The organism is Curtobacterium sp. VKM Ac-2887 (assembly GCF_015350935.1).
Lineage (GTDB): Bacteria > Actinomycetota > Actinomycetes > Actinomycetales > Microbacteriaceae > Curtobacterium.
On record NZ_JADKSB010000001.1, the window covers coordinates 118184 to 138627 of the forward strand.

Sequence of the window (20444 nt, forward strand, 5' to 3'; positions counted from 1 at the left end):
TCATGCGGGCACCTCCGTGCGCTCGGTCGTCTGCCGGGCCGGCGCGTGGTGCGCGCCGTCGGGTGGGGTCGTGGGCTGGTCCGTGGCGGGCAGGCCGAACTCCTGGAAGGCGATCCGGGCCTCCAGGCCGTACACGGGGCGACCCGTGACGGACCGGATGATCGACGCGTTCCGCCACGCACCCATGCCGAGGTCGGGCGCGGTCAGGCCGTGCGTGTGCTCCTCGGCGTTCTGCACCCAGATGCGTCCGCCGAGGGTGTCGACGTGGTGATCGCGCGCGACGGCCAGGCGACCACGGGAGTCACGGGCGACGAGGTGCTCGACGGGGTCGAGGAACCGTGGCGTGCGCGGCGTGTACCCGGTCGCCAGGACCAGCCGCTCGACCTCGTGCTCGTACGTCTCGCCGAGCTGCTCGTGGCGGAGCGTCAGCCGGTACGTCCCCCGGTCGGCGAGCCACTCGGCGTCGACGACACTGGTCTCGGTGCGCAGGGTCGTCGGGATCGGGCCTCGAGCGCTGATGCGGTACAGCTGGTCGTAGAGCTCGTCGACCAGGTCCGCACTGATGCCCTTGTACAGCCCGCGCTGCTCGCGCCCGAGACGGTCGCGAGCATCCTCGGGCAGGCCGTGGAAGTGGTCCGTGTACTCCGGACTCGTCATCTCGAGCGTGAGCTTCGTGTCCTCCATCGGGAAGAACCGCGGCGACCGGGTGATCCAGTCGAGTCGGTAGCCGTCCTGGCGCAGGTCCTCGAGCAGCTCGCGGTAGACCTCGGCAGCGGACTGCCCGCTGCCGACCACCGCGATCGAGGCGGCACCGCGGAGCGCGTCGCGGTTCGGCAGGAACTCGGCGGAGTGGATGACCGGTCCGGCGATCCCGCGCAGCGGGGCGGGGACCGACGGCTCCGTACCGATGCCGACCACGACGTGGCGTGCGCGGTACGTCTCGGGACCCTGATCGGTCTCGGCGTGCACCGTGAACACGTCCGTCGCCGAGTCGTGCTCCACCGCTGTGACGGACCGGCCCCACCGGAGCGTGTCGAGCCGGTCGGCGGCCCACCGGCAGTAGGCGTCGTACTCGCTGCGCAGAGGGTGGAAGTCCTCGCGGATGTAGAACGGGTACAGGCGGCCGGTCTCCTTGAGCCACGCGAGGAACGAGAACGGCGAGGTCGGGTCGGCCATCGTCACCAGGTCCGCCATGAAGGGCACCTGGATCGTGGCGTCGTCGAGCATCATGCCGTGGTGCCAGGCGAAGCCGTCGGCGGCGTCGAGGAACACCGCGTCGAGGTCGTCGAGCGGGTCGGTGAGGCAGGCGAGGCCGAGGTTGAACGGGCCGATGCCGATGCCGATCAGGTCGTGCACGGTGCGGTCGGTGGTCATCGCGTTGCTCCTTCCGGGGCGGTGGTGGTCGCGCGGACCCGTGCTGCCGTCGCAGCGACGTGCTCGAGCGAGGCGCGCATCTGCGCCGGGGTGGTCTCGGGGTTGAGCAGCGTCAGCTTGTTGCAGGGTCGGCCGTCGATCACGGTCTTCGCGATGAGGACCCGGCCCTCGGCGAGCAGCGCCGCACGGATCGGGGCGACGAGCGCGTCGGATTGCTCGTCGCTCACCCCGGCGGGCTGCCAGCGGAAGAGCACGGTGCTGAGCTGCGTCGGGGCGACGAGCACCAGGTCGGGGTGCTCCTCGACGATCCGGTGGGTGGCGGCAGCGAGGTCGATGACGGCGTCGAACGCGGTGCCGATCGCGTCGGCCCCGGTCGCGCGCAGGGTGGCCCAGAGCTTCAGGGCGTCGAAGCGGCGGGTGGTCTGCAGCGACTTGTCGACCTGGTTCGGCTCGGCGGCGTCCTCGGGGTTGAGGTAGTCGGCGTACCAGGCCGTCCGGCGCAGGTCGGCCGGGTCACGGACGAGCAGTGCGCTCGAGGACACCGGCTGGAAGAAGGACTTGTGCAGATCGGTCGTCACGCTGCGCGCCCGCTCGATGCCGGCGAGCAGGTGCCGACGCGTCGGGGAGACGAGCAGCCCGCAGCCGTACGCGGCGTCGACGTGCAGCCAGACGTCCTCCAGATCACACACGTCGGCGATCGGCTCGATCGGGTCGATGACCCCGCGGTCGGTGGTGCCGGCGGTCGCGACGACCGCGATCGGCGTCCCGCCCGCGGCCCGGGTCGCCGCGATCGCCTCGACGAGGGCTGCCGGCCGCATCCGACCGGCGTGGTCGGTGGCGACGTCGACGACGGCCTCGAGACCGAGGAGTCGTGCCGACTTGGCGATGCTGAAGTGGGTCTCGGCCGTCGTGAACACGGTTCCGGCCATGCCGACGGCTTCGCGCGCCAGCAGCAGCGCCTGCAAGTTGGACTGCGAACCGCCCGAGGTGAACACCCCGTCGCCGGCAGTGAACCCGGCACGACGGGCCAGCCAGTCGACGACGTGGCGTTCGATGTCCGTGCCGATGCGGGACTGGTCCCAGGTGTCGACCGACGGGTTCACCGCGGCGAGGACGGACTCGGCGGCGACCGCGGGCAGTGCGACCGGGCAGTTCAGGTGCGCGAGGTAGCCGGGGTCGTGGAACCACACGGCCTCGCGGACGAACAGGTCGTCGAGTTCGGCGAGCGCCCGTTCCGTCCCGACAGGAGCGGCGTCCAGGTCGACCGCGCGCACCCGGTCGTGGAGCGCTTCCGGGGCGGTCGCGGTCGTCGGGCGGTCGACGGTGGCGAGTCGGTCGGCGAGCTGGTCCACCGTCGACCCGACGGTCGACCGGTAGCGCTCGGCGTTGGCAGTGGTCAGCAGTTCGATGGGTGTCACGTTAGGTAAGGCTAACCTCACCTGTATTTCGGTGTCACCCGAACAGGGGTGGACTCCCAGGTCTCGGGCGTGGCGCGACGTCCTCGTGCCCACGACGAACGCACCCCGCCGGGGAACCGGCGGGGTGTACGGACGTTCAGCCAGCTCTGGCTAGAGCTTCTCGATCGGCGCGATCTTGATGAGCAGCTTCTTGCGGCCCGCGGAGTCGAACGCGATCTCGGCGATGCGCTTCGCGCCCTGGCCGGTCACCGCCGACACGGTGCCCTCGCCGAAGTCGACGTGCTTGATCCGGTCGCCGGCGACGAGTTCCATGTCGCCGTTGTCGCGGACCTGGCCGGACACCCGGTTCGCCCACTCGGTCTTCGGGCGGGTCTTCGACGCAGCGGCCGCGCGGTCGTACGACCCACCGCCCCAGCCGCCACCGCCGCGGTAACCACCGCCACCGCCGCCGCCGATGCCGCCCTCGCGCTTCGCGTTGAGCGCCCGGGGCTGCGTGCCACCACGGCTGTTCGCCATGCCCGGCGACTGCTTCCACTCGATGAGCCCCTCGGGGATCTCCTGCAGGAAGCGCGACGGCATGGCGACGTTGACGTCACCGAACTGGGCGCGGGTCATCGCCAGCGACAGGAACAGGACCTTCTTCGCGCGGGTGATGCCGACGTAGAACAACCGGCGTTCCTCCGACGGACCACCCGGTTCGTTCGCGGACATCCGGTGCGGCAGCAGGTCTTCCTCGACGCCGGTCAGGAACACAGCCTCGTACTCCAGCCCCTTGGCCGTGTGCAGCGTCATGAGCGACACCGTGCCGGACGAGTCGTCGAGCTCGTCCGCCGCTGCGACCAACGAGACCTCGGTCAGGAAGTCCGTCAGCGTGCCCTCGGGGTTGTTCTTCTGGAACTCGCGCGTCACCGCCACGAGCTCGTCGATGTTGTCGGCCCGGGCGGCGTCCTGCGCGTCGGGCGACTTCCGCAGGTTCTCGAGCAGGTGGGAGCCGTCGAGCAGCTGGGTCAGGGTGTCGACGACCGGCTGCGTCGGGGCCTTCTCGGACACGGAGTCCAGCAGCGCCGCGAACTCGGTGATGGCGTTCCGCACCTTCGGCCCGAAGCCGAGCTCACCCGCGTGCCGCAGGGCATCACGCATCGTGGTCTCGTGCTCGTCGGCGTAGCGCTGCAGGGTCGTCTCGGTGACGGAGCCGATGCCGCGCTTCGGCACGTTGAGCACACGACGGAGCGCCATCGGGTCGGCGGGGTTCGCCACGGTGATCAGGTACGCCATGGCGTCCTTGATCTCGGCGCGCTCGTAGAACTTCGTGCCGCCGAGCACCCGGTACGGGATCGCGGCACGGATGAAGATCTCCTCGAGCGCACGGGTCTGCGAGTTCGTCCGGTAGAACACCGCCATGTCGCGGTAGTCCATGCCGTTCTCGCGCAAGCGCTGGATCTCGTCGGCGACGAACTGGGCCTCGTCGTGGCCGGTGTACCCGGTGAAGCCGACGATCTTCTCGCCCGCGCCGACGTCGGTGAACAGGTTCTTCGCCTGACGGTCGAAGTTGTTCGCGATGACGGCGTTCGCGGCGTCGAGGATGGTCTGCGTCGAGCGGTAGTTCTGCTCGAGCAGGATCACCTTGGAGTTCGGGAAGTCGCGCTCGAACTCGACGATGTTGCGGATGTCGGCCCCGCGGAACGCGTAGATCGACTGGTCCGAGTCGCCCACGACGGTCAGGGACGCTCCGGCGATCGACCCGTCGCGCTCGCGCATGCGGGCGACGTGCTGGCCGGAGTCCTCGAGCTTGTCGACCTGGTCGACCGGCACCGGACGCGTGAGCTCGCGGATCAGGGAGTACTGCGCGTGGTTGGTGTCCTGGTACTCGTCGACCAGGATGAAGCGGAAGCGCCGCTGGTAGAGCGCAGCGACCTCGGGGAACGCCCGGAACAGGAAGACGGTCTGGCCGATGAGGTCGTCGAAGTCGAACGCGTTCGCCCGGCGCAGGTCGTTCGTGTACCGACGGAAGACCTCGGTGAACATGACTTCCTGCGGGTCGTTCACGTTGATGTTGCGCGCGTACGAGTCGATGTCCTGCAGCTCGTTCTTGAGCTTCGAGATCTTCGACGCCGCGGCGCCCACCGTGAGCCCGAGCGTGTCCGCCTCGAGGTCCTTGATGATCCGCTTCAGCAGGGCCTTGGAGTCGGCGGAGTCGTAGATCGTGAACGACTGCGCGAACCCGAAGCGCTCGGCCTCGCGCCGGAGGATGCGCACGCACGCCGAGTGGAACGTCGAGATCCACATGCCGTCGGACTCGCCACCCACCAGAGCCCGGACGCGCTCACGCATCTCGGCCGCGGCCTTGTTCGTGAAGGTGATCGCGAGGATCTGCGACGGCCAGGCTTCACGGTTGGCGAGCAGCAGCGCGATGCGGCGCGTGAGGACGCTCGTCTTGCCGGATCCGGCACCGGCCACGATCAGCAGGGACTCGCCGCGGTACTCGACGGCTTCCTTCTGCTGGGGGTTCAGACCCGCGGTGAACGGGTCTTCGTACGCACGGGCACCGGCGCCCGGCTCGGGCGTCGATTCGAAGGGGTCGAGCACGATCGTCATGTTCGGGACAGTCTAAGCGGGACCCCCGACAGCCGACCGGGCGAGGACCGCCAGGTCGGTGTGGTCCGCGAACACCCCGTCGAGGCCGGTCCGGATCACCGAGGTGTACCAGCGCTCCCAGTCGCCGAAGGCCGCGACGTCCCCACCGCGGCGCAGCGGCCCGGGCAGGAACCGGTTCTCCGGTCGGAGCGTCCACGTGTACACCGCGAGGCCCACGGCGTGCGCACGGTCGACGATCGCGCTCCGGACCGGCGTCGGGTCCTCGAGCGCGACGCTGTCCACCCCGGCCATCAGCGTGCCGAGGTCGACGCTGATGCCGTGGAACTCGGTCGCGAACGACGCGAGCGCGTCCTCGGAACGCTCCGCGGCGTAGGTGGGGGCGAGCGATCCGTGGGACGCGACCTCGTCGGCGGCACTGCCACGGGCCTCCTGGAGGTACACCAGCCGACCACCCGTGTGCCGCTCGCGCAGGTCGCGGAGCACGCCCTTCTCGAAGCTCTCGACCGTGAGCCGCTCGTCACGGCGCCACCCGGCGTCACCGAGCGTGCGGTCGACGAGTTCGCCCATCGGGAAGCCCGCGCGGTCGAAGAACGCCGCGTGCTTGACCTCGGCGACCAGCCCGACCGGACGAGGCGCGGCGTCGAGGATCGCGAGCAGGTCCTCGAGGCGCAGGATCGGCTCCTCGCCGTCGTGCTCGGCCGACCCGGGCCGCAGGGCGGGCAGACGTTCCCGGGTGCGGAGCGTCTGCAGCTCGGCCCAGGTGAAGTCCTCGGTGAACCAGCCGGACAGGCTCTGGCCGTCGACGGTCTTCGTCGTGCGCAGGTGCCGGAACTCCGGGTGGTCCGCGACGTCGGTGGTGCCGGACACCTCGTTCTCGTGGCGGAGCACGAGCACGCCGTCCTTCGTGGGCACCAGGTCCGGCTCGATCGCGTCGGCACCGAGCTCGATGGCGAGTTCGTACGCGCTCCGCGAGTGCTCGGGGCGGTAGCCGGACGCACCGCGGTGGGCGATCACGAGGGTCATGGCGCGACCCTACTGGGCCAGGGTGACGGCGGGCCGCCCTGTGTCGCGGGACACACGCGCCCGGCCGGAGCCCGTGCATCTCAGCATCGGCGCTGACCATCGCTGCATGACCGTCCGATCGCTCTCCACCGCCGTCGAGGCCAGGATCGACCGTGCCGCCCGCCGACTGCTCGACGCCGGGCACCAGCCGCACCGGCCCGTCCGGTTGTTCGTCACCGAGTTCCTGGTGTTCGGCGCGAAGCAGGCGTGGGCGTGCGCGTTCGGGGCGCTGCTGCTCGGTTCGATGGCCGGGGCCTCACTGACCGTGCCGGCGGCGTTCCGGAACGACGTGCTGACCGCCGTGGCGGTGCTGCTGCAGCTCGGCATGCTCGTGTTCGGGCTCGAGACCGTGCGGGAACTCCGGGTCGTCCTGCTCTTCCACGTCGTCGGCACCGCCATGGAGGTCTTCAAGACGCGCATGGGCTCGTGGTCGTACGAACCCGGCGGGCTGCTCGTCATCGCCGGGGTCCCGCTGTTCTCCGGGTTCATGTACGGCGCGGTCGGGTCGTACATGGTCCGTGTGCACCGCCTGTTCGACCTGCGGTTCGACCGGTACCCGCGGCAGTGGCTGCTCGCCGTCGTCGCTGCCGGCGTGTACCTGAACTTCTTCGGGCACCACTTCCTGCCCGACGCCCGCTGGGTCCTGCTCGCACTCGTCGTCCTGCTCTTCGCCCGCACGACCATGCACGTCCGGATCCACCGAGCGACGATGCGCATGCCGGTGCTCGTCGCCATGGGACTCGTCGCCGTGTTCATCTGGCTCGCCGAGAACGTCGCGACCTGGGCCGGAGCGTGGAGCTACCCCGCGCAGCTCGCCGTCTGGCACCCGGTGGCCCCGACGAAGATCGTGGCCTGGTTCCTGCTCATGACGATCTCGGTCGCGCTCGTCACCTGGCTCTACCCGGCGGTGCCGTCGGGCTCGGCGCTGCCGTCCGGCTCGGCGCGTTGGACGGCGGACTCTCGACGACTTCGAGGCGCGCGCGCAGCGGGTGCCCATAGGCTGCCGTCGTCAGGGCCTCCGGGCCCGCGTCCGCTCGCCGCGAATCCTCAGCCTTCCGCGACCGAGCGCACCTAGGCTGAGAGGACTCATATCTCCTAGGAAGAGGACACCATGGCCTTCAAGCCCGGTTTCGACCAGTCCCCCGCCTTCAACGCCCAGGGACCCAACACCTGGGGCGGGCGTGGCGCTGGTCAGCAGCAGGCCGGCTGGGGACAGACCCCGCAGCAGGCACAGGGCGGGATGACCCCCGAGCAGCTGCAGTACATGTACGACCGCCCGGCGGCATCGACGGTCGACACCGACCGCATGTCGTACGAGGACACCATCGTCAAGACGCTGCTCGCCTTCGGCGTGCTCGTCGTCGGTGCAGTGGCCGGTTGGAACCTGCCCCCGATCGTCTGGATCATCGGCGCCGTCGTCGGGTTCGTCCTGGCGCTCGTGAACATGTTCAAGAAGAAGCCCTCACCGGGCCTCGTCCTGGCGTACTCCTTCGCCCAGGGCCTGTTCGTGGGTGGCATCTCCGGCGCGTACAACTCGATGTGGGGCGGCATCGTCACCCAGGCGGTGTTCGGGACACTCGGTGTCTTCGCCGTCACGCTCGCGCTGTTCGCATCGGGCAAGGTCCGCGCCACACCGAAGGCCACGCGCTTCTTCCTCGTCGCCATGGTCGGGTACATGGCGTTCTCGCTCATCAATCTGGTCCTGATGTGGACCGGGGTGACGAACACCGCGTTCGGTGCCCTCGGGATCACCGTCTTCGGCATCCCGCTCGGCGTGATCATCGGCATCCTCGTCGTGGTCATGGCGGCGTACTCGCTGATCCTCGACTTCGACCAGATCCAGACCGGTGTCCGTCGTGGAGCTCCCCGCATCTACGCCTGGACCGCGGCGTTCGGCCTGATCATGACGATCGTCTGGCTGTACCTCGAGATCCTGCGCATCCTCGCCATCGTCGCGAGCAGCGCGCGCAACTAGCACCACCGCGTCCACGAAGGGCCCCGGCGTTGCCGGGGCCCTTCGTCGTTCCCGGAGCAGGGCTGTGGGCAGGAGCGGCGGCAGCGCCAGTGGTCGCAACACCCCGCCGGTCGCCCGGCGAGTGGTCACGAAGTGTCGCCCGGGCCGGGGCCAATCGACAGTTCGTGACCGCTCGGCACCGGGCCCGCGGGGTGTTGTCGCCACTCGACGACCCCCAGCAGCACCCACTCCCCCGGCAGCGCCGCCCCCGGACGCGCGGCGGCCCGGCCCGCAGGGCGTGCCGGGCCTCCGGTCGTTCAGGGGAGCGTCACTCCCACTCGATCGTCCCCGGCGGCTTCGACGTGACGTCGAGCACGACCCGGTTGACGTCGGGCACCTCGTTCGTGATGCGGTTCGAGATCTTCGCGAGCACGTCGTACGGCAGGCGCGTCCAGTCCGCGGTCATGGCGTCCTCGGACGAGACCGGACGGAGCACGATCGGGTGCCCGTACGTGCGGCCGTCACCCTGGACACCCACGGAGCGGACGTCGGCGAGCAGGACGACCGGGCACTGCCAGATCTCCCCGTCGAGGCCCGCTGCGGAGAGTTCCTCGCGCGCGATCTTGTCGGCGGCGCGGAGCAGCTCGAGCCGCTGCTTGTCGACCGAACCCACGATGCGGATGCCGAGCCCCGGTCCGGGGAACGGCTGGCGGCCGACGATGACCTCGGGCAGACCGAGCTCGCGACCGACGGCACGGACCTCGTCCTTGAAGAGCGCACGGAGCGGCTCGACGAGCTCGAAGGTCATGTCCTCGGGCAGGCCGCCCACGTTGTGGTGCGACTTGATGTTCGCGGTGCCCGCTCCGCCGCCGGACTCGACGACGTCGGGGTAGAGGGTGCCCTGCACGAGGAACTTGACCTCGCCGTCGTCACCGTCCCCGCGCGCCTCGAGCACGAGTGCCTCGGCCGCGGCCTCGAACGTGCGGATGAACTCGCGCCCGATGATCTTGCGCTTCTGCTCGGGGTCGCTCACGCCGGCGAGGGCGTCGAGGAACTGCTGCTCGGCGTCGATCGTGATGAGCCGGACACCGGTGGAAGCGACGTAGTCCTCTTCCACCTGCTTGCGCTCGTCGGCGCGGAGGAGCCCGTGGTCGACGAAGACGCAGGTGAGCTGGTCACCGACGGCCTTGTGCACGATGGCTGCGGCGACGGCGGAGTCGACACCGCCGGACAGGCCGGCGATCACGCGGTTCGACCCGACCTGGGCCTGGATCCGGGCGACCTGCTCGTCGATGACGTTGCTCGAGTTCCAGTCGCCGGGCAGACCGGCGGCGCGGTGCAGGAAGTTCTCGAGGACGGCCTGGCCGTGCTCGGAGTGCTTCACCTCGGGGTGCCACTGCACGCCGTAGAGCTTGCGCTCGTCGGACGCGAAGGCCGCGACGGGGGTCGACGCGCTCGACGCGAGGACCTCGAAGCCCTCGGGGGCCTTCGCCACGGAGTCGCCGTGCGACATCCACGTGACCTGGGACCCGGGCTGCCCGCCGAGCAGGACGCTGTCGGTGCCGCTGACGTCGACGGACGTCGCGCCGTACTCACGCAGGCCGGTGTTCGCGACCTCGCCACCGAGGGCGGTCGCCATGGCCTGGAAGCCGTAGCAGATGCCGAGCACGGGGACGCCGAGGTCGAGGATGTCGCCGTCGAGGGACGGTGCACCTTCTTCGTACACGGACGACGGCCCACCGGACAGCACGATGGCTGCGGGGTCCTTCGCGCGGATCTCCTCCGCCGTGATGGAGTGCGGGACGATCTCGCTGTAGACGTTCGCTTCACGGACCCGACGCGCGATGAGCTGCGCGTACTGGGCCCCGAAGTCGACGACGAGGACGGGACGCTGTTCGGTCTCGCTCACCGAGCGGCCTCCTTCTCACGCTGCTGGGCAGCGATCAGCTCGTGGTAGGTGTCCATGGCCTTCTGCTGCATGCGGTGTTCGACCACGAAGGACATGAACGGGATGATGCCACCGAGGGCGATGAGCAGGAAGCGGGAGGGCTTCCAGCGCATGATGCTCCACAGACGGAAGTCCGTGAAGAGGTAGAGGACGTACAGCCAGCCGTGCGCGATGAGGATCGCGATCGACAGGTTGAACGTGCCGGGTGCTTCGCCGGCCGTGCCGTTCGGCACGAAGAACGGGCCGTTGCCGAGCTGCATCTCGAGCTGGAGCGGCGTGTACTTGATGATGACCTCGATCACGAGGGCCAGCAGCAGCACACCGGTGATGTACGCGGAGACGCGGTACCACTTCACCGCACCCGGGATCTTCGGGATGTCGCGGGTTCGGACGGTCAAGGCCATGACGACCAGCCTACCGTCGGTCCGCGAGGGCCCCGTCGACGCTGAGGGCAGCCTCACGCCGCTCCTCTTCCTCGCGCTCCCAGGCGTCCTTCACGAACCGGTACCAGAGGAACACCGCGAAGCCGGCGAAGACGACCCACTCGATCGCGTAGAACAGGTTCAGCCAGTCGAACTGGACCTCGCGCGACGGCGCCCGGTCGGCGATGGTGCCGAGGTCGGCGGCCTGCGCGGTGGCACCGTCGGCGACGACGTACCCGAGGTACATCCGGTCGTCGAACGCCTTCCACGTGTTCACGAAGCGCGCGGGTGCCACGGCGGAGTACTCAGCCTGCTTGTAGGTGTCCTGGTCGGGCGACTCGGCGGGGTAGTACCGGCCCTGCACCGTGAGCGTCTGCCCGTCCGTCAGGCGGTCACCACCGGCGACGGCGGCGGACCGTTGGTCGGACCACCCGATGACGACCGGGAGGCTCGCCCCACCATCCGAGTCCACCAAGTGACCCACGGTCTGGTACGTCCCACCCCCGGTGCGGCCGGTCAGGATCGTGGTGTCGCCGGCGACGAACGTGCCGGTGACGGTGACCTTCTGGCCGGCGATGGTCTCGCTCGCGGGTTCTTCCGGGGCGGTGACCGCATCGAGCGTCTTGCGGGTCTCGGTGGTCTCCGGCAGCGGCTTGCCGTTGGCGATGCTCCGCTCGAGCTGCCACTTGCCCAGCCCGGCGAACACCGCCGCGAGCACGAGCGCCAGCAACAGCAGCGCGATCCACCTCGGTCGTCGGGCAACGGCCCACATCTGTATCAGTACTCCGGATCGCGCTGTCGGACCGGACGCTCGGGGCGCTCGGTGGGGATCTCGACGGGCGACGTGACGGGTTCGTCGGTCGCCTCCGGTGACCCATTCTCCTGCTCGTCCCTGCCAGCGGCCTCCACGAGCGCGAACTCCTCCGCGAACTGGCGGTCCCGCTCGGCACGGCGGACCGCGGCGGCGGACGCTGCTTCGGCTTCCTCGGCCTCTGCTGCCTCGGCGGCGGCAGCCGCTGCGACCGCTCGGCGGCCACCGAGTCGTCCGCGCAGGCGGGCGAGGCGGGCGGGTCGCACCACGAGGCGGCCGATCCGCTCCGAGTTCACCGCGAGCAGCGGCCCGAGGATCGCCATGACGAGGACGTAGAGGCCCGCGAACGCGGTGATCCGGGCCTCCAGTCCGGCGGCAGCCGAGAGCGTCGCGAGGATCAGCGCGAACTCGCCACGGTTCACCAGGATGACGGCGGTGTTGATCCCCTGTTGGACGTTGAAGCCGTTCATGCGCGCGACGATCTGCCCGGCGACCGCGTTGAGCACGACCGTCATGCCGATCGCACCGAGGACCGGCCAGAGCACCTCGCCGAAGGTCGACAGGTCGAGGCCGAGGCCGAAGTTCACGAAGAAGAACGCGGCGAAGACGTCACGCATCGGCAGGGCGAGCTGTTCGATGCGGTCGCGGTACCGGGTCGCTCCGCAGAGCAGGCCGATGACGAAGGCACCGATGGCGTCGGTCACGCCGAGCAGGTCGCCGATGCCACCGAACATCACGGCGAGCCCGAAGAACAGCACCGTGAAGAGTTCGTCGTCACGCGTCGCGAAGATCTTCGACACCCACTTGCCGGCGAACCGGGCGAGCGTGAACATCACGATGAGGAAGCCGAACGCGAGCGCGAGCTTGCCGACGACGGCCCAGGCGTTGGTGTCGCCGGACAGCACGACGGACACGATCGCCAGGTAGACGGCGATGAAGACGTCCTCGATGACCGTGACGCCCAGGATCATCGGGGTCTCGTCGTTCGCGAGTCGTCGCAGCTCGATGAGGAGCTTCGTGACGATCGCGCTCGACGAGGTGGCCGTCATGCCGGCGATGATCAGGGCTTCACGGGTGCCCCAGCCGAGCGAGAACCCGAACGCGAACCCGACGCCCATGTTGATGACGACGTAGGTGCCGCCCGACACCAGGAGCTTGCCGGCGTTGCCGTAGAACTCCTCTTGGTCGAACTCCAACCCGAGGTTGAACAGCAGCAGGATGAGCCCGAACGTCGCGATGAGCTCGATCGTGTGCGACTCGACGTTCAGGCCGATCCACGGCGTGTGCGGGCTCGCGATGAGCCCGACGATCATGTAGATCGGGATCGCCGGCAGACCGATGGTCTTGCCGAGCCGCCCGAGCACGTAGGCGATGACGAACAGCACACCGATGGTGAGCAGTTCACCGCCCAGGTGCATGCGCTAGCTCTTCCGCGGGGCCTCGGCCGATGCGGCCGCAAGCTCTCCGCTGCGGTAGAAGGAGAAGGCCTTGGCGACCTTCTCGGGGGAACCGGCGACGACGATGGTGTCACCGGGGAAGACGACGAAGTCCGGCGAGGGTGCCGGGTTGGCGCTGTCGCCACGGACGACGGCCACGACGGTCAGGCCGATGAAGCCGGAGTCGTGCAGGTCGCCGAGCGGCTTGCCGGCGATCGCGTCGTCGTAGTCGACCGAGAACCAGTCGATGGACAGCCCGGGGATCTCGTCGAGCTTGTCGAGGCCCTCGGTGATCCGGGTGCCGCCCAGGAGTTCGGCGAGGGTGTGCGCCTCGTCCTCGCTGAGGCGCAGCGAGACCTTCTCGGACTTGTCCGCGCCGTCGGAGACGTCGGCGAACGAGATGAGGTCGGAGTGACCCGACCGGTGCGTGATGACACCGCACTTGCCACCGTCGTCGGTGTAGAAGCTGTGCAGCACGCCGACTCCGGGGAGTTTGACGCGATGGACGTCGACCATGATGGCTCCCTTTTCGAGTACGCCCATGCTAACCACCGCACGGCCCCGCGCATTCCGGTCGCTACTGTTCTGTGGATGGGGAGAACTCGGATCGTCGTCGGGGTCGTCGGGACGCTGGTCGTCACGCTGTACGCGGGGTTGCTGGCGCTCAACGCGCTCGTGCTGGATCCGCTCGGCGCGGTGCCGGGGCAGTCGCTCGCGCAGATCCACGCCGAGCTCACCAGCCAGGGCTTCTCGGTGCGGACCGACACGGTGATCGTCATCGTGGTCGCCGCGGTCGGTGTCCTGCTCGCCGCCGGACTCTCCGTGCTGCTGCTGGTCACCCGAGCCACCGCACACGTGATGGCGACGGTGCTGCTCGCCGTCGTGGCGTTCGGTGCTCCGGCGTCGTTCTGGAGCGGGTTCGCACTCGGCATGGACGTCGCGGACGGCTACGGGATCGGCGGCGGCGCCCACACCATCTGGTCCGGTGTGCTGTACGTCACGAGTCTCGTCGCGCTGATCGCGGTGCCGGTCGTGCTCGTCGTCGGCCAGGCGGTGCACGTGCGCCGCGCCGCCCTGCGGGCGCGCGCCGTCTGACGGACGCACCACGGGCCTCCCGTCCGGTGTTCCCGGTCTTCCGGCCTGGAGGCCCGTGGCCGCGTCCGCAACGCGGGTCGCTACTCCGGCTCGCTCGTCTTCTCCCCCACCACCTGCTCGTCGGACGCCTTCGCGCCCTCCGCGCCGCTGCTGCGGCCGCCGCCCACGACGACGTCGTCCTCGTCGAAGCCGAACGCGATGTCCGGTGCCTCGAGCCGCACACGGTCCGCGCTCTCGTCGTCGGGCTGCAGCTGCGACTCGCGTTCCGCGGCCACACGCTTCAGGTAGTTCGACACCTCGTGCTCGGTGGTCTCCTGGTCCCAGCCGAGCACGTCGGCCATGAGCTTCGCGGCGACCGGGGCCGCCGACTCACCACGGTCCCAGGCCTCGATCGAGATGCGGGTGCGGCGGGCGAGGACGTCCTCCAGGTGCAGGGCTCCCTCGTGCGAGGCGGCGTACACGACCTCGGCGCCGATGTAGTCGTCGGCTCCCGGCAGCGGCTCGGCCAGGGCAGGGTCCTGCTCGACGAGCTGCAGCACCTCGGTGGCCAGGGTGCCGTAGCGGTTCAGCAGGTGCTCGATGCGGACCTTGTGCACGTTGAAGCTGCGGGCGGTCCGTGCGCGACGGTTCCACGCGGCCGGGTACCCCTCGGCCCCGAGCAGTGGGATGTCCTCGGTCGTCGACGCCGGGATCTTGCCGTCCATCGCGGCGACGGCCTCGTCGATGGCATCCTTGCCCATCACCCGGTAGGTGGTCCACTTGCCGCCGGCGACCACCACGAGCCCGGGCACCGTGTGCGCCACCACGTGCTCGCGGCTGAGCTTCGAGGTCTGGTCGGACTCCCCCGCCAGCAGGGGACGGAGGCCGGCGTAGACGCCCTCGACGTCCTCACGGGTGAGCGGGACGCGGAGCACCTTGTTGACGTGCTCGAGGATGTAGTCGATGTCGGCCGCGGTCGCCGCCGGGTGCGCCTTGTCGAGGTACCAGTCGGTGTCGGTCGTGCCGACCAGCCAGTGCCGGCCCCACGGGATCACGAACAGCACGCTCTTCTCGGTGCGCAGGATCATGCCCATGTTCGACTGGAACCGGTCGCGCGGGATGACCAGGTGCACGCCCTTCGACGCCCGCACCTTGAACTGCCCGCGGGTGCCGATCATCGCCTGGGTGTCGTCGGTCCAGACGCCCGTGGCGTTCACGACCTGCTTCGCGCGGATCTCGAACCGCTCGCCGGTCTGGATGTCGTGGGCCTGGGCGCCGACCACGCGCTCCCCCACCTTGATGAAGCCCTCGATCCGGATCCGGCTCGCGGCGTGCGCACCGTAGGACGCCGCCGTGCGGACGAGCGAAGCGACGTAGCGGGCGTCGTCGACCTGGGCGTCGTAGTAGGTCATGCCGCCGACGAAGGCGTCCTTCTTGAGCGACGGCATCGAACGGAGCACCTGCGTGCGGCTGAGGTGCCGGTGGTGCGGGACCCCGGGCGGACGACCGCCGGACCAACTGAAGGCGTCGTACATCGCCATGCCGATGCCGATGTAGAACCGCTCCCACACGCGGTGGTTGAGCGGGTACAGGAAGCGCACCGGCTTCACCAGGTGCGGGGCGATCCGCTGCAGCAGCAGGCCGCGTTCGATGAGGGCCTCGCGCACGAGCCCGAAGTTCAACTGCTCCAGGTAGCGGATGCCACCGTGCACGAGCTTCGACGAACGGCTCGACGTGCCGGAACCCCAGTCACGGGCCTCGACGATGCCGACGGTCAGGCCACGGGTGACGGCGTCGAGCGCACTGCCCGCACCGACGATGCCGCCGCCCACGACCAGGACGTCGAGCTCCTTCGTCTTGAGGGTCTCGATCGCCGCCGCGCGTTCGTCGGGGCCGAGCTTGGCCGCGGGGTCGAACCCCGCCCCCGGCACGACGTCGCCAGGACGTCCGGCCGAACTGGTCTGCTTCGTGGTGCTGGACTTCGCCATCGTCGCCTCCGGGTCAAGGTCGGCGCCGAAGCGTCACCCGCGTCGGTGCGCGGGTGCCACCAGGATCACTGGTGGTACGGCGCCACGACCACTTCTACTCGCTGGAACTCCTTGACGTCGGAGTATCCGGTCGTCGCCATCGAGCGGCGCAGCGCACCGACGAGGTTGGCGCGGCCGTCGAACGTCGGGGTCGGGCCGTTCAGCACGTTCTCGAGCGGGGCGATCGTGCCCACCTCGACCCGGCGGCCGCGGGGCAGCTCCGGGTGGTGGGCCTCGGCACCCCAGTGGAAGCCGCCACCCGGCGCCTCGGTGGCACGGGCGAGCGCGGTACCGAGCATGACGGCGTCCGCACCGACCGCGATCGCCTTGACGATGTCGCCGGCGGTGTCGAGACCGCCGTCGGCGATGACGTGCACGTAGCGGCCACCCGACTCGTCGAGGTAGTCACGACGGGCACCCGCGACGTCGGCGACCGCGGTGGCCATCGGCGCGTGGATGCCCAGCGCGGCACGCGTGGTGGACGCAGCACCGCCGCCGAAGCCGACGAGGACACCGGCGGCACCGGTGCGCATGAGGTGCAGCGCCGACGTGTACGTCGAGGCACCGCCCACGATCACGGGGACGTCGAGCTCGTAGATGAACTTCTTGAGGTTGAGGGGCTCTTCGTTCTGCGACACGTGCTCGGCCGAGACCGTCGTGCCGCGGATGACGAACAGGTCGACACCGGCGTCGACGACCGTCTTCGAGAACTCCTGCGTGCGCTGCGGGCTGAGCGAGCCGGCGACCGGCACCCCGGCGGCACGGATCTCGGCCAGGCGCGCGGTGATCAGCTCCGGCTTGATCGGCTCGGAGTAGATCTCCTGCATGCGCTTCGTGACGTTGCCGTCGGTGAGCGACTTGATCTCGTCGTAGTAGGGCGTCGGGTCCTCGTAGCGGGTCCACAGCCCCTCGAGGTCGAGGACGCCCAGGATGCCGAGCTTGCCCATCTGGATGACCGTGGCCGGCGAGGACACGGAGTCCATCGGCGCGGAGAGGATCGGCGACGCGAAGGTGAACGCGTCGATCGACCACTGCACGCTGACGTCGCGCGGGTCACGCGTGCGCCTGGAGGGGACCACCGCGATGTCGTCGAACGCGTACGCCCGACGTCCGCGCTTGCCTGCACCGATCTCGACTTCGCTCACCCGGCAAGCCTACCGGGCAGGTCCGGGGGCGTGCACGGACCGGACGGTGCGGACCGCGGCAGGGGCCGCGAGGCGGCGGGGGCGGCGCGGTCAGCGGGGGCGGCGCGGTGTCCGGCGTCGCTTGCGGAGTACCCGCAACACGAAGCCGAGCAGGAGCGCGAGCACCACGAGCACAACCAGGAGCGCAGCCGCCACCTTCACGAGCAGCGCCGCACCGACGAACAGCGCGATGAAGACCACCCACACCAGGGCGTCCATCGCGCCCGCCGACAGTCTCTGCACCTGCGGAACGATACCGACCCGGCGGACGCGGGGCGGGCCTCCCGGCAGAACCGGAGCCGGCCACGCACCGGGGTGGGCCAACAGACAACCGCATGCAGGAGCGGGGCCGTGCGGCGCGAAGCGACCACGCACGGCCCCACCCGTCGCGGATACCACCCCCACAGCGGTACCCGCAGTCGACACAGTGCGCTAGCGCCCCGCGTCGACGTCCTTGGCGAGCGTCCCGAGGTACAGCTCGATGACCTTCGGGTCGTCCGCGAGTTCCTTCCCCGTGCCCGAGTACGCGTTCCTCCCCTGGTCGAGCACGTACCCACGATCGCAGATCTGCAGACAGCGTCGCGCGTTCTGCTCCACCATGACGATCGACACACCGGCCTTGTTGATCCGGCGGGTCCGCAGGAACGTCTCGTCCTGCCGCACCGGGGACAGCCCGGCACTCGGCTCGTCGAGCAGCAGCACCTTCGGGTCCATCATCAGCGCACGCGCCATGGCGACCGACTGCCGCTCACCGCCGGACAGGGACCCCGCCCGCTGGCCGCGGCGCTGCGCGAGCACCGGGAACAGGTCGTAGATGACCTCGAGGCGCTCCGCGAACTTGCGGGGCCGCAGGTACAGCCCCATCTGCAGGTTCTCCTCGATGGACAGCGACGGGAACACGTTGTTCGTCTGCGGGACGAAGCCGACGCCGGCCTGCACGAGCTTGTTCGCCTTGAGGTTCGTGATGTCCTCACCCTGCAACGTGACCGACCCCTCGCGGATCGACACGAGACCGAACAGGGCCTTGAGCAGCGTGGACTTGCCCGCGCCGTTCGGCCCGATGATCCCGATCAGCTCACCGGGGTAGCAGTCCAGGTCGCAGCCGTTCAGGATGTTCACCCCCGGCAGGTAGCCAGCGACGAGGTTCTTCGCGCTCAGCACCGGCTCGCGTTCCAGCGTGGCGGTGCTCGCCTTCGGCGCTTCCGGACTGGAGGCGCTGCTCGCGTTCGTGGGGTCGACTGCGTCCGTCATCGGGTCTTCTCCTCTGCTGCTGCGTCCGCCGCGTCTTCTTCCGCGACTTCCTCCGCCAGTTCCTCGAAGGTCTCCTCGGTGAGGAGCGAGTCGTCACCCAGGTCGGTGTCGTGGTGCGCACCCAGGTACGCGTCGATGACCGCCTGGTCGTCCATCACGGTGTCCGCCGGGCCCTCGGCGACGACCTTGCCCTCGGCCATCACGACCACCCAGTCCGAGATGTGCCGGACCATGTGCATGTCGTGCTCGACGAACAGCACGGTCATGCCGTCGTCGCGCAGGGACTGGATGTGCCCGAGCAGCGACTGCGTCAGCGCGGGGTTCACGCCCGCCATCGGCTCGTCGAGCATGATCATCGTCGGGTCGGACATCAGCGCCCTGGCCATCTCGAGGAGCTTCCGCTGGCCGCCGGACAGCGACCCGGCGTAGTCGTCCGCCTTGTCGTCGAGCTTGAAGCGGGCGAGGAGGTCCTCGGCCTTCGCGGTGATCTCCCGCTCGCGCTTCGCCCACACCGGCTTGATCAGCGCGGCGAAGAAGTTCTCGCCGGGCTGGTCGCGGGCGCCGAGCAGCATGTTCTGCATCACGGTGAGCCGCGACAACGCCTTCGTCAGCTGGAAGGTACGGACCATGCCGCGGTTGGCGATGTGGGTCGCGCTGGTCTTCTGCAGCGTGGCGCCGTTGAACTGTGTCCTGGCACCGGGGCTGGGCTTGTCGAAGCCGGTCAGCAGGTTGAAGAAGGTCGTCTTGCCGGCGCCGTTCGGGCCGATCAGGGCGGTGATGGAGCCGCGCTGGACCTCGAGGTGGTCGACGTCCACGGCGGTCATGCCGCCGAAGTGCCGGGTGACGCCGTCGACCGTGAGGATCGGGTCGGCCTTCGTGTAGCCGTAGGTCTCAGACACTGAACGTCAGCTCCTTCTTGTTGCCGAGCAGGCCCTGTGGTCGGAACACGATCAGGAGCATGAGCGCGACGCCGACGAGCACGTACGAGAACTGCTCGGCCTGCTGGGCGTTCATGATCGAGTCGGGGATGAAGTCGCCGGCCAGGGTGCGGATGAAGAGCCGGACGACGAAGAACAGCACTGCGCCGAGCACCGGGCCGAACACCGTCGCGGCACCGCCGAGGATGAGCGCCGTCCAGATGAAGAACGTCATCGAGCGGCCCATGGCGTCCGGTTGCACCGAACTCGGCAGGACGTAGATGATCCCCGCCAGCGCTCCGAGCGCACCACCGAAGACGAGCGCCTGCATCTTGTACGAGTAGACGTTCTTGCCGAGGGAGCGGACGGCGTCCTCGTCCTCGCGGATCGCCTTCAGGACACGGCCCCAGGGGCTGCGCATGAGCAGGAAGAGCACGAAGGTGAACAGCGCGACGAGGGCCCAGGCGGCGATGCGGATCCACCAGCCGTTGACGCCGTTGTTCGCGTAGGTGAACCAGAGGATGGTCGTGGTGCCGTCCGGCAGCGGGCTCAGGGCGGTGAACGGGTCGCGGTAGCTCGACCCGGTGATGCCGTTGGAGCCACCCGTCGTCGTGGTCAGCAGGCTGGAGCGGCCGACCATGCGGATGATCTCGGCGCCGGAGATCGTCACGATCGCCAGGTAGTCGCCGCGGAGCCGCAACGTGGGGACGCCGAGGATGATCGCGAACACGATGGCGACGAGCAGGGCGATGAGCACGGCCATCACGAACGGCAGCCCGTTCGTGATCGAGATCGCGAAGCCGTAGGCGCCGAGCAGCAGGAACGCCGCCTGCCCCATGTTCACGAGCCCGGTCAGGCCGAAGTGCACGTTCAGTCCGATGGCTGCCAGGGCGAACGCCGCCGTGGTCGGGGCGAGGGCCTCCTGGGTGAGCGAGGACAGCAGGTTGAGGATGTAGTCCATGCGCGTGCTC

Annotated in this window: 18 protein-coding genes; 3 read left to right on the forward strand and 15 right to left on the reverse strand. The window is 69.6% G+C overall.

What is annotated here, in order from left to right:
• The 4 genes from ITJ69_RS00535 to ITJ69_RS00550 all read right to left on the reverse strand — a co-directional run bounded on the left by ITJ69_RS00535 (window position 1) and on the right by ITJ69_RS00550 (window position 6410).
• Window positions 1–1374 carry a lysine N(6)-hydroxylase/L-ornithine N(5)-oxygenase family protein gene (locus ITJ69_RS00535; protein ID WP_194671719.1) on the reverse strand — a complete coding sequence of 458 codons (1374 nt, stop codon included), beginning with the start codon at window positions 1372–1374 and terminating at the stop codon, window positions 1–3.
• Window positions 1371–2792: a pyridoxal phosphate-dependent decarboxylase family protein gene (locus tag ITJ69_RS00540; RefSeq protein ID WP_323742863.1), complete on the reverse strand. Its 1422-nt coding sequence runs from the start codon at window positions 2790–2792 to the stop codon at window positions 1371–1373. The genes ITJ69_RS00535 and ITJ69_RS00540 overlap by 4 nt, the downstream gene beginning before the upstream one ends.
• 150 nt (window positions 2793–2942) lie before the next feature.
• Window positions 2943–5387, reverse strand: coding sequence for an ATP-dependent helicase (locus tag ITJ69_RS00545; protein ID WP_194671720.1), 2445 nt, complete (start codon window positions 5385–5387; stop codon window positions 2943–2945).
• Window positions 5388–5399: 12 nt separating this feature from the next.
• The gene (locus ITJ69_RS00550) at window positions 5400–6410 is read right to left on the reverse strand and encodes a glycerophosphodiester phosphodiesterase family protein (RefSeq protein ID WP_123293190.1); all 1011 of its coding nucleotides are present in this window, start codon (window positions 6408–6410) and stop codon (window positions 5400–5402) included.
• Between the two features lie 106 nt (window positions 6411–6516).
• Here ITJ69_RS00550 and ITJ69_RS00555 point away from each other — a divergent pair, with 106 nt between their 5' ends.
• The gene (locus ITJ69_RS00555) at window positions 6517–7524 is read left to right on the forward strand and encodes a DUF817 domain-containing protein (RefSeq protein WP_159570537.1); all 1008 of its coding nucleotides are present in this window, start codon (window positions 6517–6519) and stop codon (window positions 7522–7524) included.
• A 36-nt stretch (window positions 7525–7560) separates the two neighbouring features.
• Complete coding sequence (locus ITJ69_RS00560) at window positions 7561–8424, forward strand: Bax inhibitor-1/YccA family membrane protein (RefSeq protein WP_194671721.1); 864 nt, start codon at window positions 7561–7563, stop codon at window positions 8422–8424.
• A gap of 307 nt (window positions 8425–8731) precedes the next feature.
• Here ITJ69_RS00560 and guaA read toward each other — a convergent pair whose 3' ends face one another.
• Genes guaA through ITJ69_RS00585 form a run of 5 tightly spaced genes read right to left on the reverse strand, consistent with a single transcriptional unit; the run spans window position 8732 to window position 13536 of the window.
• A complete protein-coding gene (gene guaA, locus ITJ69_RS00565) occupies window positions 8732–10312 on the reverse strand; it encodes a glutamine-hydrolyzing GMP synthase (RefSeq protein WP_111083415.1) in 1581 nt (526 codons plus the stop codon).
• Window positions 10309–10755, reverse strand: coding sequence for a DUF3817 domain-containing protein (locus ITJ69_RS00570; protein ID WP_111083416.1), 447 nt, complete (start codon window positions 10753–10755; stop codon window positions 10309–10311). Before ITJ69_RS00570 ends, guaA begins: the two co-directional genes overlap by 4 nt.
• Window positions 10756–10765: 10 nt before the next feature.
• The gene (locus ITJ69_RS00575; protein WP_123293184.1) at window positions 10766–11545 is read right to left on the reverse strand and encodes an SURF1 family cytochrome oxidase biogenesis protein; all 780 of its coding nucleotides are present in this window, start codon (window positions 11543–11545) and stop codon (window positions 10766–10768) included.
• 5 nt (window positions 11546–11550) lie between these two features.
• Window positions 11551–13002 carry a cation:proton antiporter gene (locus ITJ69_RS00580; protein WP_132099123.1) on the reverse strand — a complete coding sequence of 484 codons (1452 nt, stop codon included), beginning with the start codon at window positions 13000–13002 and terminating at the stop codon, window positions 11551–11553.
• A 3-nt stretch (window positions 13003–13005) separates the two neighbouring features.
• Window positions 13006–13536 (reverse strand): cation:proton antiporter regulatory subunit, encoded by a 531-nt coding sequence (locus ITJ69_RS00585; protein WP_071260110.1) that lies wholly within the window; start codon window positions 13534–13536, stop codon window positions 13006–13008.
• 75 nt (window positions 13537–13611) lie between these two features.
• Between ITJ69_RS00585 and ITJ69_RS00590 the strand changes: the two genes are divergently transcribed.
• Window positions 13612–14115, forward strand: coding sequence for a hypothetical protein (locus ITJ69_RS00590; RefSeq protein ID WP_194671722.1), 504 nt, complete (start codon window positions 13612–13614; stop codon window positions 14113–14115).
• An 80-nt stretch (window positions 14116–14195) separates the two neighbouring features.
• Here the strand turns inward: ITJ69_RS00590 and ITJ69_RS00595 are convergent, their stop codons facing one another.
• The 6 genes from ITJ69_RS00595 to ITJ69_RS00620 all read right to left on the reverse strand — a co-directional run bounded on the left by ITJ69_RS00595 (window position 14196) and on the right by ITJ69_RS00620 (window position 20434).
• The gene (locus tag ITJ69_RS00595; protein ID WP_123293182.1) at window positions 14196–16082 is read right to left on the reverse strand and encodes a glycerol-3-phosphate dehydrogenase/oxidase; all 1887 of its coding nucleotides are present in this window, start codon (window positions 16080–16082) and stop codon (window positions 14196–14198) included.
• Between the two features lie 65 nt (window positions 16083–16147).
• Window positions 16148–17266 carry a GuaB3 family IMP dehydrogenase-related protein gene (locus tag ITJ69_RS00600; protein WP_123339491.1) on the reverse strand — a complete coding sequence of 373 codons (1119 nt, stop codon included), beginning with the start codon at window positions 17264–17266 and terminating at the stop codon, window positions 16148–16150.
• Window positions 17267–17356: 90 nt separating this feature from the next.
• Complete coding sequence (locus ITJ69_RS00605) at window positions 17357–17548, reverse strand: hypothetical protein (RefSeq protein ID WP_123936942.1); 192 nt, start codon at window positions 17546–17548, stop codon at window positions 17357–17359.
• A gap of 189 nt (window positions 17549–17737) precedes the next feature.
• Window positions 17738–18556 carry an ABC transporter ATP-binding protein gene (locus ITJ69_RS00610; RefSeq protein ID WP_123293180.1) on the reverse strand — a complete coding sequence of 273 codons (819 nt, stop codon included), beginning with the start codon at window positions 18554–18556 and terminating at the stop codon, window positions 17738–17740.
• The gene (locus ITJ69_RS00615; RefSeq protein WP_123293178.1) at window positions 18553–19455 is read right to left on the reverse strand and encodes an ABC transporter ATP-binding protein; all 903 of its coding nucleotides are present in this window, start codon (window positions 19453–19455) and stop codon (window positions 18553–18555) included. The genes ITJ69_RS00610 and ITJ69_RS00615 overlap by 4 nt, the downstream gene beginning before the upstream one ends.
• Complete coding sequence (locus ITJ69_RS00620; protein WP_123293176.1) at window positions 19448–20434, reverse strand: branched-chain amino acid ABC transporter permease; 987 nt, start codon at window positions 20432–20434, stop codon at window positions 19448–19450. Before ITJ69_RS00620 ends, ITJ69_RS00615 begins: the two co-directional genes overlap by 8 nt.
• Between the last annotated feature and the right edge of the window lie 10 nt (window positions 20435–20444).

Excerpts from the sequence above, each read along its gene's own strand:
- ITJ69_RS00620 (WP_123293176.1), bottom strand. The coding sequence starts at position 20,434 with ATGGACTACATCCTCAACCTGCTGTCCTCGCTCACCCAGGAGGCCCTC.
- ITJ69_RS00550 (WP_123293190.1), bottom strand. The coding sequence starts at position 6,410 with ATGACCCTCGTGATCGCCCACCGCGGTGCGTCCGGCTACCGCCCCGAG.
- ITJ69_RS00585 (WP_071260110.1), bottom strand. The coding sequence starts at position 13,536 with ATGGTCGACGTCCATCGCGTCAAACTCCCCGGAGTCGGCGTGCTGCAC.
- ITJ69_RS00570 (WP_111083416.1), bottom strand. The coding sequence starts at position 10,755 with ATGGCCTTGACCGTCCGAACCCGCGACATCCCGAAGATCCCGGGTGCG.
- ITJ69_RS00575 (WP_123293184.1), bottom strand. The coding sequence starts at position 11,545 with ATGTGGGCCGTTGCCCGACGACCGAGGTGGATCGCGCTGCTGTTGCTG.
- ITJ69_RS00555 (WP_159570537.1), top strand. The coding sequence starts at position 6,517 with ATGACCGTCCGATCGCTCTCCACCGCCGTCGAGGCCAGGATCGACCGT.
- ITJ69_RS00580 (WP_132099123.1), bottom strand. The coding sequence starts at position 13,002 with ATGCACCTGGGCGGTGAACTGCTCACCATCGGTGTGCTGTTCGTCATC.
- ITJ69_RS00595 (WP_123293182.1), bottom strand. The coding sequence starts at position 16,082 with ATGGCGAAGTCCAGCACCACGAAGCAGACCAGTTCGGCCGGACGTCCT.
- ITJ69_RS00590 (WP_194671722.1), top strand. The coding sequence starts at position 13,612 with ATGGGGAGAACTCGGATCGTCGTCGGGGTCGTCGGGACGCTGGTCGTC.
- ITJ69_RS00610 (WP_123293180.1), bottom strand. The coding sequence starts at position 18,556 with ATGACGGACGCAGTCGACCCCACGAACGCGAGCAGCGCCTCCAGTCCG.
- ITJ69_RS00545 (WP_194671720.1), bottom strand. The coding sequence starts at position 5,387 with ATGACGATCGTGCTCGACCCCTTCGAATCGACGCCCGAGCCGGGCGCC.
- ITJ69_RS00535 (WP_194671719.1), bottom strand. The coding sequence starts at position 1,374 with ATGACCACCGACCGCACCGTGCACGACCTGATCGGCATCGGCATCGGC.
- ITJ69_RS00560 (WP_194671721.1), top strand. The coding sequence starts at position 7,561 with ATGGCCTTCAAGCCCGGTTTCGACCAGTCCCCCGCCTTCAACGCCCAG.